The 16,854-nt window shown below is 60.3% G+C and carries 23 protein-coding genes; 13 read left to right on the top strand and 10 right to left on the bottom strand.

Annotated elements, in window-relative coordinates; translation table 11 throughout:
• Positions 1-10: 10 nt before the first annotated feature.
• A complete protein-coding gene (locus tag ACSQ26_RS22340; RefSeq protein WP_436012771.1) occupies positions 11-451 on the top strand; it encodes an N-acetyltransferase family protein in 441 nt (146 codons plus the stop codon).
• Here ACSQ26_RS22340 and ACSQ26_RS22335 read toward each other — a convergent pair.
• Positions 448-1,386, bottom strand: coding sequence for an adenylate/guanylate cyclase domain-containing protein (locus tag ACSQ26_RS22335; protein WP_436012769.1), 939 nt, complete (start codon positions 1,384-1,386; stop codon positions 448-450). The two genes, ACSQ26_RS22340 and ACSQ26_RS22335, sit on opposite strands and share 4 nt — an antisense overlap.
• Before the next feature lie 184 nt (positions 1,387-1,570).
• Here ACSQ26_RS22335 and ACSQ26_RS22330 point away from each other — a divergent pair, with 184 nt between their 5' ends.
• Positions 1,571-1,936 carry a hypothetical protein gene (locus tag ACSQ26_RS22330; RefSeq protein WP_436012767.1) on the top strand — a complete coding sequence of 122 codons (366 nt, stop codon included), beginning with the start codon at positions 1,571-1,573 and terminating at the stop codon, positions 1,934-1,936.
• A gap of 3 nt (positions 1,937-1,939) precedes the next feature.
• Here the strand turns inward: ACSQ26_RS22330 and ACSQ26_RS22325 are convergent, their stop codons facing one another.
• Positions 1,940-2,248: a hypothetical protein gene (locus tag ACSQ26_RS22325; RefSeq protein ID WP_436012765.1), complete on the bottom strand. Its 309-nt coding sequence runs from the start codon at positions 2,246-2,248 to the stop codon at positions 1,940-1,942.
• A 246-nt stretch (positions 2,249-2,494) separates the two neighbouring features.
• Between ACSQ26_RS22325 and ACSQ26_RS22320 the strand changes: the two genes are divergently transcribed.
• Positions 2,495-2,632, top strand: coding sequence for a hypothetical protein (locus tag ACSQ26_RS22320; RefSeq protein ID WP_258159673.1), 138 nt, complete (start codon positions 2,495-2,497; stop codon positions 2,630-2,632).
• 54 nt (positions 2,633-2,686) lie between these two features.
• Here the strand turns inward: ACSQ26_RS22320 and ACSQ26_RS22315 are convergent, their stop codons facing one another.
• On the bottom strand, positions 2,687-3,145 hold the full coding sequence (locus ACSQ26_RS22315) for a hypothetical protein (RefSeq protein ID WP_436012763.1): 459 nt from the start codon (positions 3,143-3,145) through the stop codon (positions 2,687-2,689).
• Positions 3,146-3,373: 228 nt separating this feature from the next.
• Between ACSQ26_RS22315 and ACSQ26_RS22310 the strand changes: the two genes are divergently transcribed.
• Positions 3,374-3,643, top strand: a complete 270-nt coding sequence (locus ACSQ26_RS22310; protein ID WP_258159676.1) for a DUF1488 domain-containing protein — start codon at positions 3,374-3,376, stop codon at positions 3,641-3,643.
• A gap of 25 nt (positions 3,644-3,668) precedes the next feature.
• Here ACSQ26_RS22310 and ACSQ26_RS22305 read toward each other — a convergent pair whose 3' ends face one another.
• Both ACSQ26_RS22305 and ACSQ26_RS22300 read right to left on the bottom strand, forming a co-directional pair.
• On the bottom strand, positions 3,669-4,880 hold the full coding sequence (locus ACSQ26_RS22305) for a mandelate racemase/muconate lactonizing enzyme family protein (RefSeq protein WP_436012761.1): 1,212 nt from the start codon (positions 4,878-4,880) through the stop codon (positions 3,669-3,671).
• Positions 4,881-4,948: 68 nt separating this feature from the next.
• Complete coding sequence (locus tag ACSQ26_RS22300; protein ID WP_436012759.1) at positions 4,949-5,239, bottom strand: hypothetical protein; 291 nt, start codon at positions 5,237-5,239, stop codon at positions 4,949-4,951.
• A gap of 98 nt (positions 5,240-5,337) precedes the next feature.
• On the opposite strand from ACSQ26_RS22300, the gene ung reads away from it, so the two are divergent.
• On the top strand, positions 5,338-6,030 hold the full coding sequence (gene ung, locus ACSQ26_RS22295; RefSeq protein WP_436012757.1) for a uracil-DNA glycosylase: 693 nt from the start codon (positions 5,338-5,340) through the stop codon (positions 6,028-6,030).
• A gap of 222 nt (positions 6,031-6,252) precedes the next feature.
• Here the strand turns inward: ung and ACSQ26_RS22290 are convergent, their stop codons facing one another.
• On the bottom strand, positions 6,253-7,188 hold the full coding sequence (locus ACSQ26_RS22290) for an IS110 family transposase (RefSeq protein ID WP_436010505.1): 936 nt from the start codon (positions 7,186-7,188) through the stop codon (positions 6,253-6,255).
• A 1,087-nt stretch (positions 7,189-8,275) separates the two neighbouring features.
• Between ACSQ26_RS22290 and lepA the strand changes: the two genes are divergently transcribed.
• From lepA to ACSQ26_RS22275, 3 genes are read left to right on the top strand one after another with little or no spacing between them, the layout of a single operon-like run.
• Positions 8,276-10,108 carry a translation elongation factor 4 gene (lepA, locus tag ACSQ26_RS22285; RefSeq protein ID WP_436012755.1) on the top strand — a complete coding sequence of 611 codons (1,833 nt, stop codon included), beginning with the start codon at positions 8,276-8,278 and terminating at the stop codon, positions 10,106-10,108.
• A gap of 54 nt (positions 10,109-10,162) precedes the next feature.
• Positions 10,163-10,345 (top strand): type II toxin-antitoxin system CcdA family antitoxin, encoded by a 183-nt coding sequence (locus tag ACSQ26_RS22280; protein ID WP_436012753.1) that lies wholly within the window; start codon positions 10,163-10,165, stop codon positions 10,343-10,345.
• Entirely contained in the window at positions 10,345-10,644 is a 300-nt protein-coding gene (locus ACSQ26_RS22275; protein WP_436012751.1) for a CcdB family protein, read from the top strand. Before ACSQ26_RS22280 ends, ACSQ26_RS22275 begins: the two co-directional genes overlap by 1 nt.
• A 55-nt stretch (positions 10,645-10,699) precedes the next feature.
• Here the strand turns inward: ACSQ26_RS22275 and ACSQ26_RS22270 are convergent, their stop codons facing one another.
• Positions 10,700-11,260 carry a sugar O-acetyltransferase gene (locus ACSQ26_RS22270; protein WP_436012749.1) on the bottom strand — a complete coding sequence of 187 codons (561 nt, stop codon included), beginning with the start codon at positions 11,258-11,260 and terminating at the stop codon, positions 10,700-10,702.
• Between the two features lie 155 nt (positions 11,261-11,415).
• Here ACSQ26_RS22270 and ACSQ26_RS22265 point away from each other — a divergent pair, with 155 nt between their 5' ends.
• From ACSQ26_RS22265 to ACSQ26_RS22255, 3 genes are all read left to right on the top strand, one after another.
• The gene (locus ACSQ26_RS22265; RefSeq protein WP_436012747.1) at positions 11,416-11,793 is read left to right on the top strand and encodes a YegP family protein; all 378 of its coding nucleotides are present in this window, start codon (positions 11,416-11,418) and stop codon (positions 11,791-11,793) included.
• Between the two features lie 94 nt (positions 11,794-11,887).
• A complete protein-coding gene (locus tag ACSQ26_RS22260; protein WP_436012745.1) occupies positions 11,888-12,331 on the top strand; it encodes a methyltransferase family protein in 444 nt (147 codons plus the stop codon).
• A 22-nt stretch (positions 12,332-12,353) separates the two neighbouring features.
• Entirely contained in the window at positions 12,354-12,734 is a 381-nt protein-coding gene (locus tag ACSQ26_RS22255; RefSeq protein ID WP_436012743.1) for a hypothetical protein, read from the top strand.
• Between the two features lie 57 nt (positions 12,735-12,791).
• On the opposite strand, the gene ACSQ26_RS22250 is transcribed toward ACSQ26_RS22255, so the two are convergent.
• The gene (locus ACSQ26_RS22250) at positions 12,792-13,994 is read right to left on the bottom strand and encodes a multidrug effflux MFS transporter (protein ID WP_436012741.1); all 1,203 of its coding nucleotides are present in this window, start codon (positions 13,992-13,994) and stop codon (positions 12,792-12,794) included.
• A gap of 194 nt (positions 13,995-14,188) precedes the next feature.
• On the opposite strand from ACSQ26_RS22250, the gene ACSQ26_RS22245 reads away from it, so the two are divergent.
• Positions 14,189-14,878: a TetR/AcrR family transcriptional regulator gene (locus tag ACSQ26_RS22245; RefSeq protein WP_436012739.1), complete on the top strand. Its 690-nt coding sequence runs from the start codon at positions 14,189-14,191 to the stop codon at positions 14,876-14,878.
• A 4-nt stretch (positions 14,879-14,882) separates the two neighbouring features.
• Here ACSQ26_RS22245 and ACSQ26_RS22240 read toward each other — a convergent pair whose 3' ends face one another.
• Positions 14,883-15,368, bottom strand: coding sequence for a GFA family protein (locus ACSQ26_RS22240; protein WP_436012737.1), 486 nt, complete (start codon positions 15,366-15,368; stop codon positions 14,883-14,885).
• A gap of 105 nt (positions 15,369-15,473) precedes the next feature.
• On the bottom strand, positions 15,474-16,007 hold the full coding sequence (locus ACSQ26_RS22235) for a hypothetical protein (RefSeq protein ID WP_436012735.1): 534 nt from the start codon (positions 16,005-16,007) through the stop codon (positions 15,474-15,476).
• Positions 16,008-16,311: 304 nt separating this feature from the next.
• On the opposite strand from ACSQ26_RS22235, the gene ACSQ26_RS22230 reads away from it, so the two are divergent.
• Complete coding sequence (locus tag ACSQ26_RS22230) at positions 16,312-16,845, top strand: transglutaminase-like cysteine peptidase (RefSeq protein WP_436012734.1); 534 nt, start codon at positions 16,312-16,314, stop codon at positions 16,843-16,845.
• Positions 16,846-16,854 lie beyond the last annotated feature (9 nt).

Raw genomic sequence — 16,854 nt, 5'->3', positions numbered from 1 at the left:
GGGGAATGGAATGATCGAGATCCGTGACGCGCAAGCCGGCGACCTCGCCGACTGGATGCCGCTCTGGCAGGGCTATCTGGAATTCTACGAGGTCGATATCGCACCCGATATCACCATGGCGACATGGGCGCGCATCCTCGATCCGATGAACCCGCTGACCTCACGGGTGGCGCTGGTGGGCGGCAACATGATCGGCTTTGCCAACCACCACACGCATCTGACGACGTGGGACACGCGCCCGACCTGCTATTTCGAGGATATGTTTGTCTCGCCCACCGCCCGTGGCCTCGGCGTCGGCCGGGCGTTGATCGACGATCTCGTCGCACGCGGCAAGGCGCGCGACTGGGTCTCGATCTACTGGATCACCGCCGAGAAGAACAAGACCGCGCAGAAGCTCTACGACACCTATGTCGGCAAGGACGAGTTCATCCGCTACTGCATCAATCTCTAGGACCGTCGCATCACCCAGCCCAGTGCTCCAGCGATGGCAATGGCGAGAAGCGGCCACTGCGCCCAGAATTCGCCGTGCCAGCTCAGGAGGTTGATAGTCACGATGGTGGCCGCGGCGATGATCGGCAGCGCCATGATCCTGGCCTGCCTGCTCAGGCTGCCCGACCAGATCAACGCGGCTGCAATGGCCATGCCCATCAGCGGCCACCGGGCCCAGAACTCGCCCTGCCAGGTCAGGAGGTTGATCACGAGGACGATCGCCGAAGCGACGCCGAGGAAACCCATGATCCTGTTGCCGAAGGGGATGCGCCTTGGCGGGGTTGGCTCGCGGGCAGCCCGTCCGAACTGCTCCTGCATCTGCGGCTGCGACGGTGCAGCCTCCGGCGGCTTCTGGTGGGCATGGCCGGTATCGCCGACGCGGACGGCATAGCTCGGGATCGCCTCGTTGATATTCTTGACCGAGAGGGGGCCGAGGAAATCGAAGGCGACGGCGACCTTGTTGCGCACCTGGTCGTAGACGGTGTTGGAAATCACGATGCCGCCGGGCTCGGCCTGGCTCTGCAGCCGTGCCGCGATATTGACGCCATCGCCGTAGATATCATTGTCCTGTTCGATGACATCGCCGAGATTGATGCCGATGCGGAACTGCATGCGGCGCTCGGCGGGATGGGGCTCGTTCCGGCCGGCAATATCGTTCTGGATATCGATCGCCGCGCGCAATGCCTCGACGACGCTGGGGAATTCCGCGATCAACCCGTCGCCCCAGGTGTTGACGACGCGGCCGCCATGCAGGCCGATCACCGCGCGCATCGAATCGCGATAGCGCTGCAGCGTTGCCAGCGTGCCTTCCTCGTCGACCCCCATCAGCCGGGAATAATCCTGAACGTCGGCCGACATGATGGTGGTAAGCTTGCGCCTGGTCTCGGTCTCGGTCATCGTCGCCCCTCGCGGCACCACAATCGCACGAAACGAATATGGTATAGGCTGCCGAGGAATGGAAGAAGGCGGCATCCAAGTTTTCCGCATCGATCCGGCACGCGGCGGCCTACCGCCATCATTTCTTCCCTTTTTCGAACCAGACAGGCGAAAATCAAATCCAGCCTCGGGAGACATGATCCGAATGAACCGCGTCCTTATCGCTCTTGCCGTCACCGTAATTGCCGGCACTGCCATTGCCGATCCCGTGCCGGTGACCAACACCACCAAGCGGCCCTACAAGGAAAGCAAGGTCTATTGCAATGACGGCGCGCTGAGCAAACCGTCGAGGGGCGAGAACATCGCCTGCTACAATCACGACGCCTGCTATTCCGACCCGCAGGGGAAAAAGCGTAAGGATTGCGATGAAGCCTATCTGCGCGACATGAAGCTTGCCGGCATGAACTCGACAATGGCCCTGATTCGCTTCAAGGCGGTGCGCAATTGGGGCGAGGCCTCGTGGGATCGGAGCCGCAAGAACGACGAGCAGCAGGCGACGAACAAGCAGTAGGCATCAAGCGCTCGGCTTGCCGCGCCAGGCCTTGACCTTGCGCTCGACCCAGTAGATCGCATTGACGGTCGGCCGGCGGAGGAATGTGACGTCCTGCGCCAGCAGCAGCAGGCCGAGCGGCACCATCCAGAAGCCGAGGATCGGCAGGAAGCCGACGCAGCCGAACAGCACCAGCAACACGCCCGAAACTAGTCGCACCCCGCGCAGTTCGGGCTTCCTGATCCAGCCGACGAAGCGCGCCATCCAGCCCGGCATCTTTGCCTGGTATCTCTCGACGATCCTGTCGAGGCGGTCGTGGTCGCGCGTCGTCATTGTCTCTCCATGCCGGATGGCCGATGGGCTATAGGTGGATATTGCGGCGCCGGACTTCCAGTTATGCGCCGATATCGTGTAACGCGGGTGGCCGGACTTTGGTTCTCGCCGCGCCGCAGCTGCTTCCATCCAACGCTTGCGATTTCAGTCGCGCTCCGCGCATTCGGTGCTATGCTCCCTCATTGCGCGCTTCGAAATCGAACTCTGCAAGCCGCATATTCGATAAATCAGCAGGAGGAACATCCCATGGCAAAAGGTCAGATTCGCGGCAACAAGGAAACGCGAAAACCCAAAAAGGACAAGAGCGTCGTCAAGACTGTCTCGACCGAGGGATCGCAGGTCAAGCTTGCCGGCAGCACGACGCCGATCGGCAAGAAGAAATAGCAATCTCGGGACTTCCCGGCGGCCCATCCGGGCATCCGGGAGGTCTTCACGGTCCTATGCCTGCTTCGGAGTGTTGAGAATCTTCAACGCGCGTTCCGCCGTCTTGACGTGCAGGCCGACCATTTTCCACGAAGCGAATACCGCCGGCGCGCCGCTGAACACGTGATAGATCGTCCATGTGCCGTTCGGCTCGACGCGGCGGCCGAAGCTGTAGCCGCCGGCTTCGCCGGAGACCGGCGTGTGTTTCTCCCTGTATTGCCGGGCGGCCTGTTCATAACCGGCGCTGGTGACCGGATCGGGCGCCTCGGCAGCCGGCTTGGCCCTCAGTGCCAGGCCGAGCGCATTTTCCGCGGTCACGCCCTGCTGGAACTGGCCGATCAGGAACTGGGCGCCGTCGCGGCGCTTCCTGCGATCATCTGGATCATCGCCATTGGCGAGGCCGGCGCGATCGAGGATGCGCTCAAGCATGGTCAGGTCGGTTTCAGTGAAATATTGTCTGAATTGGGAAGGCATGTCGTCTTCCTTTCGCTCTGGCCGCATGTTTTCGAGGTGCTGCTGGATAAGCTGTCAATACGACGATATTAGGTTTTCGCCTCGCTGAATACGTTCAATCCATGATTATCCGTCGATTGCAAAAATAAAAATGCAATTTACGACCGTGTGGACGAATTCCCGGCCCGGGAAATACTTTTCGTGATATTATCGATCAATCCAGAAAAACTTAAGATGGCAGGATTTCAGATGTCGATATCATTTCCAAATCGCAGCCGCAGCTATGACGATTCTGAAAGGCGCGTTCGATTCATGGGCTATGACGGCATGTTCGAGGTCAAGTTCTTCATCGGAATCGATACCCTCGCAAAGGCTCTCGCAGCAAAGCTTTCCAGCGAAAAGGAGGCTCTCTCCGCCTTCGACGATCTCCGCAAGAAAATCCTCGAAGCCGCCGAGCGGGTCTACGGCAAGAGCAAGCGCAACAACATGTTCATCCTGACCGCAGCCGATATTCACTGAGCGACAGTCCAGCCGGATTGGCGGCCTACCCTCCGATGACCTGCTCGACCATCGAGAGATGCAGCTGCGAGCCGGACCATGGATAATCGTCGAGGAGCGCTTCGTTCAGCACCACACCGAGGCCGGGCTCCTTCGACGGGATGACATGGCCATCCTGCCATTCGATCTTCTTCTCGAGCAACGTCTCGTGGAAACCGTCGAATTGCTTGATCGCCTCGATGATGAGGAAATTCGGCAGCGTCGTCGCAAGCTGGATATTGGCGGCGGCGACGATCGGGCCGCAATAGCAATGCGGCGCGACCTGGATGTGGAAGGCCTCTGCCATCGCGGCGATCTTCTTGGTCTCGAGAATGCCGCCGGAGCGGCCGAGATCGGGCTGCAGGATCGTCGCCGCGCGCATTTCGATGACGCGGGCGAATTCGAACTTGGTGGTCAGCCGCTCGCCGGTGGCGATGGGGATGGACGTGCCGCGCGCGACCTGGGCCATGACCTCGGGCATATCCGGCGGCACCGGCTCTTCGAACCACAGCGGATCGTATTTTTCCAGCGCCCGAGCCATGCGCAGCGCGCCCGAGGCGGTGAACTGGCCATGCGTGCCGAACAGGATGTCGGCCTTGGTGCCGACCGCCTCGCGCACGGCCTTCACCATTCGCTCCGAGAGGTCGATGTCGATCAGGCGCGGCTGGTGGCCGTCATAGATCGTATAGGGGCCGGCGGGGTCGAACTTGACCGCGTTGAAGCCTTCCTTGACATATTCGAGCGCCGTGGCGGCGGCCATTTCAGGGTCGTTATAGACGTTCTTGGTGCCGGCGAGATCGGCCGGCACGACGCTGCCGGATTTCGGATAGAGATAGGTGTAGGTGCGCAGCGCCTCATGCACCTGTCCGCCGAGCAGCTTGTAGACCGGCTTGCCCGCCTCCTTGCCGATAATATCCCAACAGGCGATTTCGAGCGCCGAGAAGCAGCCCATCATGGTGACATCCGGGCGCTGCGTGAAACCCGAGGAATAGCAGTTGCGGAAGAACGTCTCGATATCGTGCGGATCGCGGCCGACGAGATAGCGGGCAGCACAATCCTCGATCAGCTTCGCGGTCAGATGTGGATCGAAGGTCGCGTTATAAGCCTCGCCATAGCCGACCACATTGCCATCGGTCGTCAGCTTGACGAAGATGAAATAAGGTCCGCCGAAGCCCGCCTCGTTGGCCACGACCCAGGTCTTCACATCCTTGATCTTCATGAAATCCGTCTCCCTTGAAAGCGGCCTAGCTGTAGCCGATTTCATGATCGCGTGCACGCCGGGAACCGTCAGGAAGAAGGCGGAAACTGGTTACCTGGGGCATTCCAATAGGGCTTGTCCCGACCCTCTCGCCACGCGGCCTCGAACGCCTCGGCTTCGATTTCTTCAAGCCCTATGATCTCAGCATGTTGCATAAATGGCCCATCGACGACGGTGGGATGCCGTGGGCCGTATCGTGCCTCTATCTCGATACTATTCCTATCGCTGGAACCATTGGCAAAAATCTCGATCATCCGAAGCACATTGTCGGCTTCCACATCCACCTCGTAAAGAAACCAGATTGGCAAATCAGGCTTCATGTCTTCTTCCAACAGTCGGCATCGATAGTATCGGATCAAACTTCAACTCCTTGCGATCTGGCTCCGGTTCTGCTTCTTTTGGGTCGAGGGAGTTAAGCATGAATGACACATCCATCAAACTCGAAGACAGCTGGAAAGCGGCGCTGGCGAGCGAATTCTCGGCCCCCTATATGACAAGCCTCAAGGCATTCCTGCTCGAGGAGAAGAACCGCGGCAAGGTGATCTTTCCGCGCGGGCCGGAATATTTCCGGGCGCTCGATCTCACCCCGCTCGGCAAGGTGAAGGTGGTGATCCTCGGCCAGGATCCCTATCACGGCGACGGGCAGGCGCATGGCCTGTGCTTCTCGGTGCAGCCGGGCGTGCGCATTCCACCGTCGCTGGTCAATATCTACAAGGAAATGCAGGAGGATCTCGGCATTCCGCCGGCGCGCCACGGCCATCTCGAACATTGGGCCAAGCAGGGCGTGCTGCTGCTCAACAGCGTGCTGACGGTGGAACGCTCGCTCGCCGCCTCGCATCAGGGCAAGGGCTGGGAGCGGTTCACCGATGCCGTGATCGCCCGCGTCAACGAGCAGGAAAGCCCAGCGGTCTTCATGCTCTGGGGCTCCTACGCCCAGAAGAAAGCCGCCTTCGTCGATCCGCACAAGCACCTGATCCTCAAGGCGCCGCATCCGTCACCGCTCTCAGCGCATAACGGCTTCTTCGGGTCGCGGCATTTTTCCAAGGCCAACCGGTTTCTGGAGTCGAAGGGGCTGGCACCGATCGACTGGGAGTTGCCGGAGAAGGTTTAGGTTTCACCCCTCACCAACTTCGGCCAAGCATTCGACCTTTGGTCTCATGCGGCCTGCGTATCCTCTCCCGCAGGGGGAGAGGTAGGAGTGCCTCGCGCTCGGCCCCGAGTTTGGGTAAGGCGGTGCCACGGCTTTTACCTCTCCCCCTGCGGGAGAGGATAGCAAGTCCGCGTGAGCTCCAGCGAGCGCATGGACGCGCTTGGTGAGCGACTATCTTGCGTGTCAAGTTGCAATTTGCATTTCCATTCTCGCTTCTCGTGCTTTTGCGTTAAGGCGGACGAGGATTTTATGAGCCACGGCGATACGCGCGACCATTTTGGGCTTTCCCGCTTCGATCAACCTGCGATGGAAGGCAGCGAGGCTGTTGTCATATTTGCAGGCGATCCAGGAGATCACGTAGAGAATGGACCGAACCCGTTCACGACCGCCCCTGATATGACGCTGGCCTTTGCGCTTGCCGCTGTCGTCGGCCAATGGCGCCAGGCCGGCAAGCTTGGATACTGCCTTGTTGGAGATCAGGCCGATCTCGGGCAGTTCGGCCATCAGGATGGCGATCGTCCGGCCGGCCACGCCCTTGATCGAGGAGAAGGCCTCGGCCAACTTCGCCCAAAGCGGATCGTCGTCGATAACAGAGGCGATCTCGCCTTCGATGTGACGCGCCTGACGCTTGAGCAGGGATATGACCTCATCCAGGCTGGCCCGCGCCTCGGCATCGTCGCAGCTCGACAGTCGCTGCTTCTGGACAGTCAGGTCGCAGGTGATCTGCGACAGACGCGTCACCAGGGCCTTGAGATGCAGCTGATCCACATCGGGCGGATCGCCGGCTTGGACATCCTTCATCGCCGCGAAGCTCGCGATCACGGCCGCGTCGATGCGGTCGGTCTTCTCCAGAAGTCCCTTGGAGCGCGCATGGTAGCGCACCGCGGCGGCGTTGACGACGGCGCAGCCAATACCCGCCTGCCACAGCAGCAGATAGGCCATCCGCTCCTGCCCGCCGGTGGCCTCCATCACCACCAGTTCGACATCCTCTGCTCGGCACAACACGGCCAGCGCCGCGATCCCATCCGCGTCATTGGCAAAGCGCGCATAGGTGCCGCTCGACGCCACGAAGGCATCCAGCACATTCTTGGAAACATCCACTCCACAAATGTTCAACATCACGGTAACCTGCCTTGTTCGTGCGATCGGGTTCAACCGACTGTTCGGTCGTGCGTGACAACGGCGAAGATCCCAAGCTCACCAACGGTTGTAGCCAGAGGGGTAACGGGCGACTTCGCCGCGCCTCGGGTGGGGTGGCCATCTCACCCGAGGCTCAGTCGCAAGCATCGCACAATCCCAATGAAAGTGGATACAAGGGGTGCCTTAACGGCAGATCTAGTTTCTTCTAAACAAAATCAATCACTTATCTATTTCATAAGAAAACATTCTTCAATTTCTCGCCAAGAAGTGTGTTTTAGCCGGTTAATTTCGTTCAATATCAAACCCTTATGCCAAAAAATCCACACGCTCTGCGGCAGCCTTATAATCATTCCCGTTCTGCCCTCGGCTACCCCGCATGGCGATGCGGGCGAGGCGGAACCGGTGCCCGGTTTGGAGAAATGACGTAAGTCTCCATTCAGGGCGTCCGCGAGAAGGGGTCTCCCCCGGGTACCGCCGCAAGGTGAGTACGCGTGGCGTGCGTTGTACCGCACACAAGCCCGTCCCCCTGGAAATTTCAGGTCCGGGATCAGGATGGGTGCAGACGACCGAGTTCGCGGATGAAAAGACACCGAACGGGGCACGGATGCGTGTCTTACCGGCTGCCGAAAGGTAGCCATATAACTCGGCACGGAGACGTGCCCCGGCCGATCCTATTTGCCCAGAGCGAAGGGATTGGGGACGTGCATGGTCAAACCACGGGGCGGAACAGCTCGCGTGAATGCGGAGGTGTGTTTGGAGGGAAGATAGACATGAAATCGGTTTCGGCGGAGCAAGCTCGCCCCCCTCTGCCCTGCCGGGCATCTCCCCCTCTTGTGGGGAGATTGGCTAGAGGCGCCGGCCTCGCCAAAATCGAAGGTCGAGTGCTGAGCAACGGACGGTCAATTGAAGCCGAGAGCGTGCCCCATCCAATCTCCCCACCTGAGGGGGAGATGCCCGGCAGGGCAGAGGGGGGTATCGCACCCACCCACACCCCCAAATCACCCAAACCCCGCGAATTCCGGCCCCATTGCCCCGAACATTCTTTACACTTTTACCTGTCCGGGATATGCGGGCGCACATGAGCACTGAAAACCGCACGCCCCTGTCCCATATCCGCAATTTCTCGATCGTGGCGCATATCGATCACGGCAAGTCGACGCTGGCCGATCGCCTGATTCAGACCACCGGCGGCCTGGCCGATCGTGAAATGTCCGAGCAGGTGCTCGACAACATGGATATCGAGAAGGAGCGCGGCATCACCATCAAGGCGCAGACCGTGCGCCTGCATTATCTCGCCAACAATGGCGAGAAATATGTGCTGAACCTGATGGACACGCCGGGCCATGTCGACTTCGCCTATGAAGTCTCCCGCTCGCTCGCCGCCTGCGAGGGCTCGCTGCTGGTCGTCGATGCCTCCCAGGGCGTCGAAGCCCAGACGCTCGCCAATGTCTACCAGGCGCTCGATGCCAATCACGAGATCGTCACGGTCCTCAACAAGATCGACCTGCCGGCCGCCGAGCCCGATCGCATCAAGCAGCAGATCGAGGACGTGATCGGCCTCGATGCGTCGGACGCCGTAATGATCTCGGCCAAGACCGGCCTCGGCATTCCCGATGTGCTGGAGGCCATCGTCCACCGCCTGCCGCCGCCGAAATCCGGCGATGCCGATGCGCCGCTCAAGGCCATGCTGGTCGACAGCTGGTACGACACCTATCTCGGCGTCATGGTTCTGGTGCGCGTCATCGATGGCGTCTTGAAGAAGGGCCAGACCATCCGCATGATGGGCACCGATGCCAAATACAGCATCGAGCGTGTCGGCGTGCTGACTCCGAAAATGGTCGCCATCGATGAGCTCGGCCCCGGTGAGGTCGGCTTCATCACCGCCTCGATCAAGGAAGTGGCCGACACCCGCGTCGGCGACACGATAACCGAGGACAAGCGCCCCACCGCGCAGGCCCTGCCGGGCTTCAAGCCTGCCCAGCCGGTGGTGTTCTGCGGCCTGTTCCCGGTCGATGCCGCCGATTTCGAGGACCTGCGCGCCGCCATGGGCAAGCTGCGCCTCAACGACGCGTCCTTCTCGTTTGAAATGGAAAGCTCGGCGGCCCTCGGCTTCGGTTTCCGCTGCGGCTTCCTCGGCCTGCTGCATCTCGAAATCATCCAGGAGCGCCTGGAGCGCGAGTTCAATCTCGACCTGATCGCCACCGCGCCGAGCGTCATCTACAAGCTCTCGATGACCGACGGCAGCGAGCGCGAGTTGCACAATCCCGCCGACATGCCCGATGTCGTCAAGATCAAGGACATCCAGGAGCCGTGGATCCGCGCCACGATCATGACGCCGGACGATTACCTCGGCTCGGTGCTGAAGCTCTGCCAGGATCGCCGCGGCATCCAGGTCGAACTCACCTATGCCGGCGCCCGCGCCATGGTCACTTACGACCTGCCGCTCAACGAAGTCGTCTTCGATTTCTACGACCGGCTGAAGTCGATCTCCAAGGGCTATGCCTCCTTCGACTACCACCTGACCGACTATCAGGAAGGCAACCTCGTCAAGATGTCGATCATGGTCAATGGCGAGCCGGTCGATGCGCTTTCCATGCTCGTCCACCGCTCGGCGGCGGAAAAGCGCGGCCGCGACATGTGCGAGAAGCTCAAGGACCTGATCCCGCGCCACATGTTCAAGATCCCGATCCAGGCGGCCATCGGCGGCAACGTCATCGCCCGCGAGACGATCTCGGCCATGCGCAAGGACGTCACCGCCAAATGCTACGGCGGCGACGCCACCCGCAAGCGCAAGCTGCTCGACAAGCAGAAAGAGGGCAAGAAGCGCATGCGCCAGTTCGGCAAAGTGGACATCCCGCAGGAAGCGTTCATCGCGGCGTTGCGGATGAGTGACGAGTAGGGGCTTCGCTCCCGACAACGTATGCGTTATGATATCTCCCGAATGGAGATAGGCATGAATTCGAAAGCACAGAAATCTGCAAGGCAGGTCTCACTTCAGGAAGAATCGGCTGACGCTCAGAGGCTCAAGGCTGAGAAAGAACGCCGGTGGCGCGCCGAGCATGCCGAAGCGATCCGTGCCGAGAATGACTACATCGAAAAGCATGGCCTGCCGCTGGCGGGGTATCGACTTTTCTGATGGCGCGTTTCCATGTCTATCGCTCCAAACAGGGGGGCCTGCTGCTTCTCGATCTCCAGGCCGATCTTCTCGATATCCTGAAAACCAGGATCGTCGTGCCTCTTCTTCCAGTTGAGGACATGACTTGGACCATGGGCCAGCTCAATCCAAGATTTGAGATCGACGGTCATTCCTATGTCATGGCGACCCAACGCATGGCCGCCATCACCTTGTCCGAGTTCGGCGAGCCGGTAGCTGACTTGTCCTCGCAGCATGACAGAATTGTCGCCGCTACGGATTTCCTGTTTCAGGGATTTTAGTGGCGCTGGCGGAAACGCATAGATTTCACGCTAACTTCGATGCAAATGCCGCGAGCTAGCGCTCAGCCTTCCCCATCACCCTCGCCGGATTGCCCACCACCACCGCATTCTCGGCCACATCCCGCGTCACCACAGAACCCGCACCGACAATCGCCCGCGCCCCGATCGTCACGCCACCGAGAATGATCGCTCCACCGCCGATCCACACGTCCTCGCCGATCGTCACCGGCTCGGCGATCTCAAGACCGTCGAACCGCATCTTCGGATCCTTGGCATGCTCCGCGCAATAGATCTGCACGCCCGGTCCCAGCATCGTGCGGGCGCCGATGCGGACCGGCGCCGTATCGAGAATGGTGCAGCCCGCGTTGAAATAGACACCCTCTCCAAGCTCGATGTTCATGCCGTAGGCGCAGTGGAACGGCGCCTCGACGAAGACATCCCCGGTGGCCGATGCAAACAGCGCCCGGAGTTCCGGTGCCAGCGCGCCGCGTTCGTCTGGCGGCATCGTGTTGTGGCGGTGGACGGCGTTTCGCGCCTTTTGCCTCAGCGCCTCCAGTTCCGGATCGAGGCAGCAATACCACTCGCCATCAGCCATTTTCATTCTTTCGCTCGTCATGCCGCGCCGTCCTTCCGGTATCCGAAGCGAGAAATCCAACCGGATTGTCTCTCAAGTTGCAATGGCTTGCGGTCGGAACGTCTCTATACTACACATCTGGTATGGGCATGCCCGCTCCGGGCCAGCCCGCTCGCCACATGAAGGGGGGACTTACTATGCACAAGTTCAAAATCCTCGACGCCGCGAACGGTCAGTTCCGGGTGCAATTTCTCTACAATTCCGAAGTCATGGTCTGGTCGGAGAACTACGCCTCGAAGGCCAGCGCCAAGAACTGCATTGAATCGATCAAGAAGAACGCACCGGGCGCCTCGACCGTTGACCTGACCAAGGAAGAGACGGGTTCCGGCTACCGTTTCGAGCTCGTCGAGTCCAAGGATGGACAGACCTTCGTGCGCTTCAAGGCATCGAACGGCGAGACCATGGTGCGATCCGAGACCTATGCCAGCAAGGCCAGCGCCAAGAACTGCATCGATTCGGTCAAGACGAACGGCCCGGGCGCCGAAGTGTTCGACGAGACCGGCAAGACGGCCTGACAGACCGGACAGGCGGTCGCGTCTATCGCGTCGTTGAATTCTGACCTGACGGTCGCGCATCATCGACTTTGATGCGGGAAGAAGGAGTCGCGTCGTGAAGAAGCTGCTGCCGCCCGTTCTTTTTCTCCTGGCGATAATCGTCCTGATTGCTGCCAGATACCTCTGGCCTCAGTCGAACCTGATTCCGCCGCCCTGGCATTGGCTCGGACTGCTGCTCATTGTTGCAGGGCTTGTGGTGGGGATACCCGCGGCCAATCGTTTCCACAGAATCGGAACCAACATCAGGACATTCAACGAACCCGGCCAACTGGTCACGGAGGGTGCATTCCGCTATACGCGCAATCCCATGTATCTCGGTTTTTCGCTCATGCTGCTCGGGCTGGCGATCGTCTTTCCGGTGCTGACGTCCTTCATCGTGGTCATTGCGTTCGTCGTGATCACCGACCGCTGGTACATCCGGTTCGAGGAAGCGGCGATGGAGCGGAAATTCGGCGATGCCTATCGTGAATATAAGAGCCGGGTCAGACGTTGGCTGTGAAGCAATCGCACCGGAACAAACAATGGCCAGCAGCCACTCGCGCTACATCACCGGCAAGCCGATCACCGTAAAGGGACGGCTTATCATCTCCGGCTGCATATTGCTGGCGGCGCTGGTGCTCGGCTTTGCCATCAGTGTGGCACTCTACCAGTTCAATCGCGATCTCTTCCGCAAGTCCGACGCGCTCGGCTATGCGCTCTGCGGCGAGGGCCAGCATATCGACGATGTGCCGAGTGGCAGCAAGGGCACGCGGATGATCTGCCGCGACGCGGCGGGTACCGAGGTCAGCGCGCGGAACAACATGATCGCAGTCAACATGGCGCTGCCCTTCATCATCATGCTTGCGGCGCCGGGCATGCTGATGGCCTGGATACTCGATTTCCGGGAAGTGAAACGCCACTGAAAACGAAAAAGCCCGCACTTCCCTGGGCGCGGGCTCTCCATATCAGGAAACTCGATCTTATTCCGCGGCGCTGACGGCAGCGGCGCGCCGGCCGATCGTCAGCTGCGTCAGGATGAAGGCGAGTGCCGCGACCAGCGCGATGCCCGCCACCATCGGCAGTGCCGTGCCATCGAACACCGTGCTGACGATGACCATGGCGAAGGCGGCTGCCACGAAATGCAGCGTCCCCATCAGCGACGAGGCGGTACCGGCGATCTCGCCATGCTCCTCAAGCGCCAGCACCGCGCTGGTGGGGATGACGAGGCCGAGGAAGCCGTAGCCGATGAACAGGAACACCGCCATCACGGGCAGGCTGTCGAAGCCCGAGGCCATCACGGCAGCCATCACCACCATGGTCAGCGCGAAGGCCGTCACCGCGATCCTCATCACCCGTACGAGGCCGTAGCGGGCTCCGAAGAAACCCGTCAGCTGTGATACGGAAAAGAAGGACACGGCATTGATCGAGAATGCGATCGAATACTGCGCCGGTGTCAGCCCGTAATGCTCGATCAGCACGAAGGGCGAGTTGGCGAGATAGACGAGGAAGCTCGAAATCCCCAGGCCGCCGATGAAGGTCAGCGTCAGGAAGTTCTTGTCGCGCAGCAGCAATCCATAGGCGGAAAGCGCCGCCCCGATGCTGCTCTCACGTCGATGCTCGACCGGCCTTGTCTCCTTCATCTGCGTTGCGAGCAGAATGAGGCCGATGAAGGCCGCGACCGTCACCGCCCAGAACACGCCGCGCCAGCCGTAGAACTCGATGACGGCACTGCCCGAAAGCGGCGCCAGGATCGGCGAGATCGAGAAGACCAGCATCAGCAGCGACATCAGGCGCGCGGCCTCGACGCCCGTGTGCATGTCACGTACCACGGCACGGGGAATGACCATGCCGGCGGCACCACCGATGCCTTGCAAAAAGCGGAAGGCGATCAGGCTCTCGATATCCGTTGCCAATGCGCAGCCGACGCTGGCCGCGGCAAAGATGCCGATGCCGAGATAGAGCGGCAGCTTGCGCCCCCACATGTCGGAAAGCGGGCCATAGACCAGCTGCGACAGCGCGAAGGAGATGAAGAATGCCAGCAAGCTCAGTTGCGTAACAGCGGTATCCGAGCCGAGATCCTTGCCGATTGCCGGCAATGCTGGAAGATACATGTCGATCGCAAACGGGCCGATAGCGGATAGAAGACCGAGAATGATGGCGGGGCGATAAAAAGAAGCGCTCATGATTTTATCTTTCATAGTACGCGAAACGGACCAGCCGGATTGCCATCCGCCGCTTGCTTCCATTGATGAATGATATGGGGAAGGCGCGGCTTGGGAGGATCGCACCTTCGATAAACACCGTGTCCACAAATTTGGACACGCATGTAAAATTAGACACTATTGTCTAATTCGTCAAGGTGCATTATCTTTTAGTGATGAACAAAAATCTGGCAGTGGCGGAAACCCTGGAATCGATTGCTCCGCGCGGGCATCAGGCCAAGCGCCAATCTATCATCGGTGCCGCAGCAGACGTATTTTGCCGCGAAGGATTCGGCGGCGCCTGCATCGACGAGATCGCGGTCGAGGCGCGGGTGTCGCGCCAGACTGTCTATAATCACTACCGCGAAAAGGAGACGCTTTTCATGGCGGTGGTCGAGGATGTGCTGGCACGTGCCAATGCCGCCGTCTTTGCGCTGCTGTCGACGTTTCCCGAAAACGCCGACAATCTGGAAGAGGATCTCGCTGCGTTCCTCGTGCGGCTCAACAAGAACTGCGTCTGCAACAAGGACGGCCGCTTCCTGCGCAAGCTGGTGCAGACCGAGGGCGCCCGCTATCCGCATCTTTTCGAATCCTGGCGTCGCCAGGGCCCATTGAAGCTGACAAGCGCGCTCGCGGCACGCTTAGCGCGGCTCAGCGCCGGCGGCGCGCTCGAGATCGACGATTTCGACGTCGCGGCCCGGCAGCTCCTGGCGCTCGGCAATGCCGATCTGCAAATGCCGCTGCTGCTCGGCGAGACACCTGCCGAGGCGGAGCTTGAAAGTGCCGCCCGCAACGCGGTGCGGACATTCCTGCGCGCCTTTGGCGGTAGGAAGGTCAAAAAGCCTTCATTCGCCGAAGCGATCTGAATATCTATCGGGCTGCGCTGGCCTTTTCTTTCGCAACACGGTATCGCGCGGCACTTGCCGCCGGCCATTCCTGCCTCACATCATAATATTCCTCGAAGGCACGGGCGCCATCCGGCAGCACGACCCAGGGCAGTTTCGAGCGCGTATAGATATGAACGTCGGGCACGAAGTCATCCGGCGTGTCGAGAGTGACGATCCGCAGGAACCGCAGCCAGTTGCGCCCGCCATAATCGCTCCACATCGGCGATCGGCATTCGCTGCAACGATAGATGTCATGCGGATGACCGCTTTCCGTCGCCATGCGCACCGGTTCGGGTGACCTGCCGAGAAGCTCGATCCGATCAGCTTCGATCAGGCCGTTGATGGCAAAGGCGCCACCCGTCTGGCGCTGGCAATCGCGGCAATGACAGCAATGGATGAACATCGGCCGGCCATGCATCCGGTATCTGACGCCGCCGCAAAAGCATTGCCCATTCCATATATCCGGCATATCGCATCCCTCCGCTGCGGCTGCCGATCCTGACCGACGACAAGCGAAAAGAAAAGAGGGCGCGGAACCCGCACCCTCTCAAAATCTATGATCCGGAAATAAGGATCAGTTGTCGCTCGCCGCGAACTCGTTCCGTTCGCCGCCATCCGAATCCGATCCATCATCGCCACCAAGCGAAGCGGTCTCGGTTTCCAGAATGCGGCGAAGGGAGGCAGCGATCGCGACGATACGAGCGCGTTGCTCGGGGTTCGACACCTGCAGGGCAGCGGCATCGACCGCATTGGCCATGCTCTGGCGAGTTTCCGGCTGTACGCTCTGCGCTTCGTTGCCAATGGCAACGACGAGATCGGCAATCGCCTTGTCCTTGTCGGCCGGCGATCCGCCCATGGCGGCGATTTCCGCATTGACCAAAGCCACGCAGTTGCCGCCGCTGGCGCAGCCTGCTGCGACGCTGGCTGCGCTCGCAAATGCAATCGACGGAAGCACCGCGCAGGCAAAAGCCATTGCAACAACAGTACGTTTAAACATGGTAAATCCCCACAAAACCCTCATTACTAGAAAACGTAACACATTCTTTACCAAGCGACAATTGGATTCTTTCGCATCCGCGAAATATTGCTGGTTGAATGACAATACCATGCAGTTTACACCAAGAGCCGTACTTTTGCACAATAAAACGACGCATCCATAAAGGTGAGCATAACCGTTGCTTGCTTTTTCACCGCGCGTTTGTCGTTTCCTGTGCTGAATTGGGAAAGGCGCATTATTTTGAGCGTCCCCAAAAACGACAGATGTCTCAAATTTTAGCGATTGGTTTGAGGAGGCCTTAGCGGGTCATCGGTAGATTGGTGTCATCGGCGGAGAGAATATCCGGATAACAGGAGCCTCCGCCCCAACCAATCGGCACCAGGCCCGGCAACAAAGGGCAGGCCGGAAAACGGGGATGACTGAGATGTTTCGCAAGCTTATCGTCGCGGCTCTCGCGGCTCTGACATTCACCGCGGCAATCGTGCCCGAGGCCAATGCCTGGAACCTCGGCTCCCGCTCGCGCCACCAGCGCGCCGAGATGGCCGCCGCCCCGCTCGCCTTCCAGCTGTTCTGCCTCAAGAACCCGAGCGAATGCCGCAAGTCGCGCCGCTCGGTGGTCACCTACACGCCGAAGATCCGGGCGCTTCTCGTGTCGGTCAATGCCCAGGTCAACCGTTCGATCCGCCCGCGCCGCGAGCGTGGCGACACATGGTCGATCAATCCGGCCTACGGCGATTGCGACGACTATGCGATGACCAAGCGCCACAAGCTGATCCGCGCCGGCGTGCCGGCCTCGGCCTTGAAGATCGCGGTTGTCCGCACCCGCCGTGGCGAGGGCCATGCCATCCTGATCGTCAAGACCACGTCGGGTGAATTCGCGCTCGACAATATCCGCAAGTCGATCGTCCGCCGCTCGCAGACCGGCTACCGTTTCCAAAAGCTCGTGTGACCTCAAAGC

Origin of the sequence: Rhizobium sp. LjRoot254, assembly GCF_964254105.1 — a bacterium.
GTDB lineage: Bacteria > Pseudomonadota > Alphaproteobacteria > Rhizobiales > Rhizobiaceae > Rhizobium_E.
This window is presented reverse-complemented; position numbering and strand designations above follow the sequence as displayed.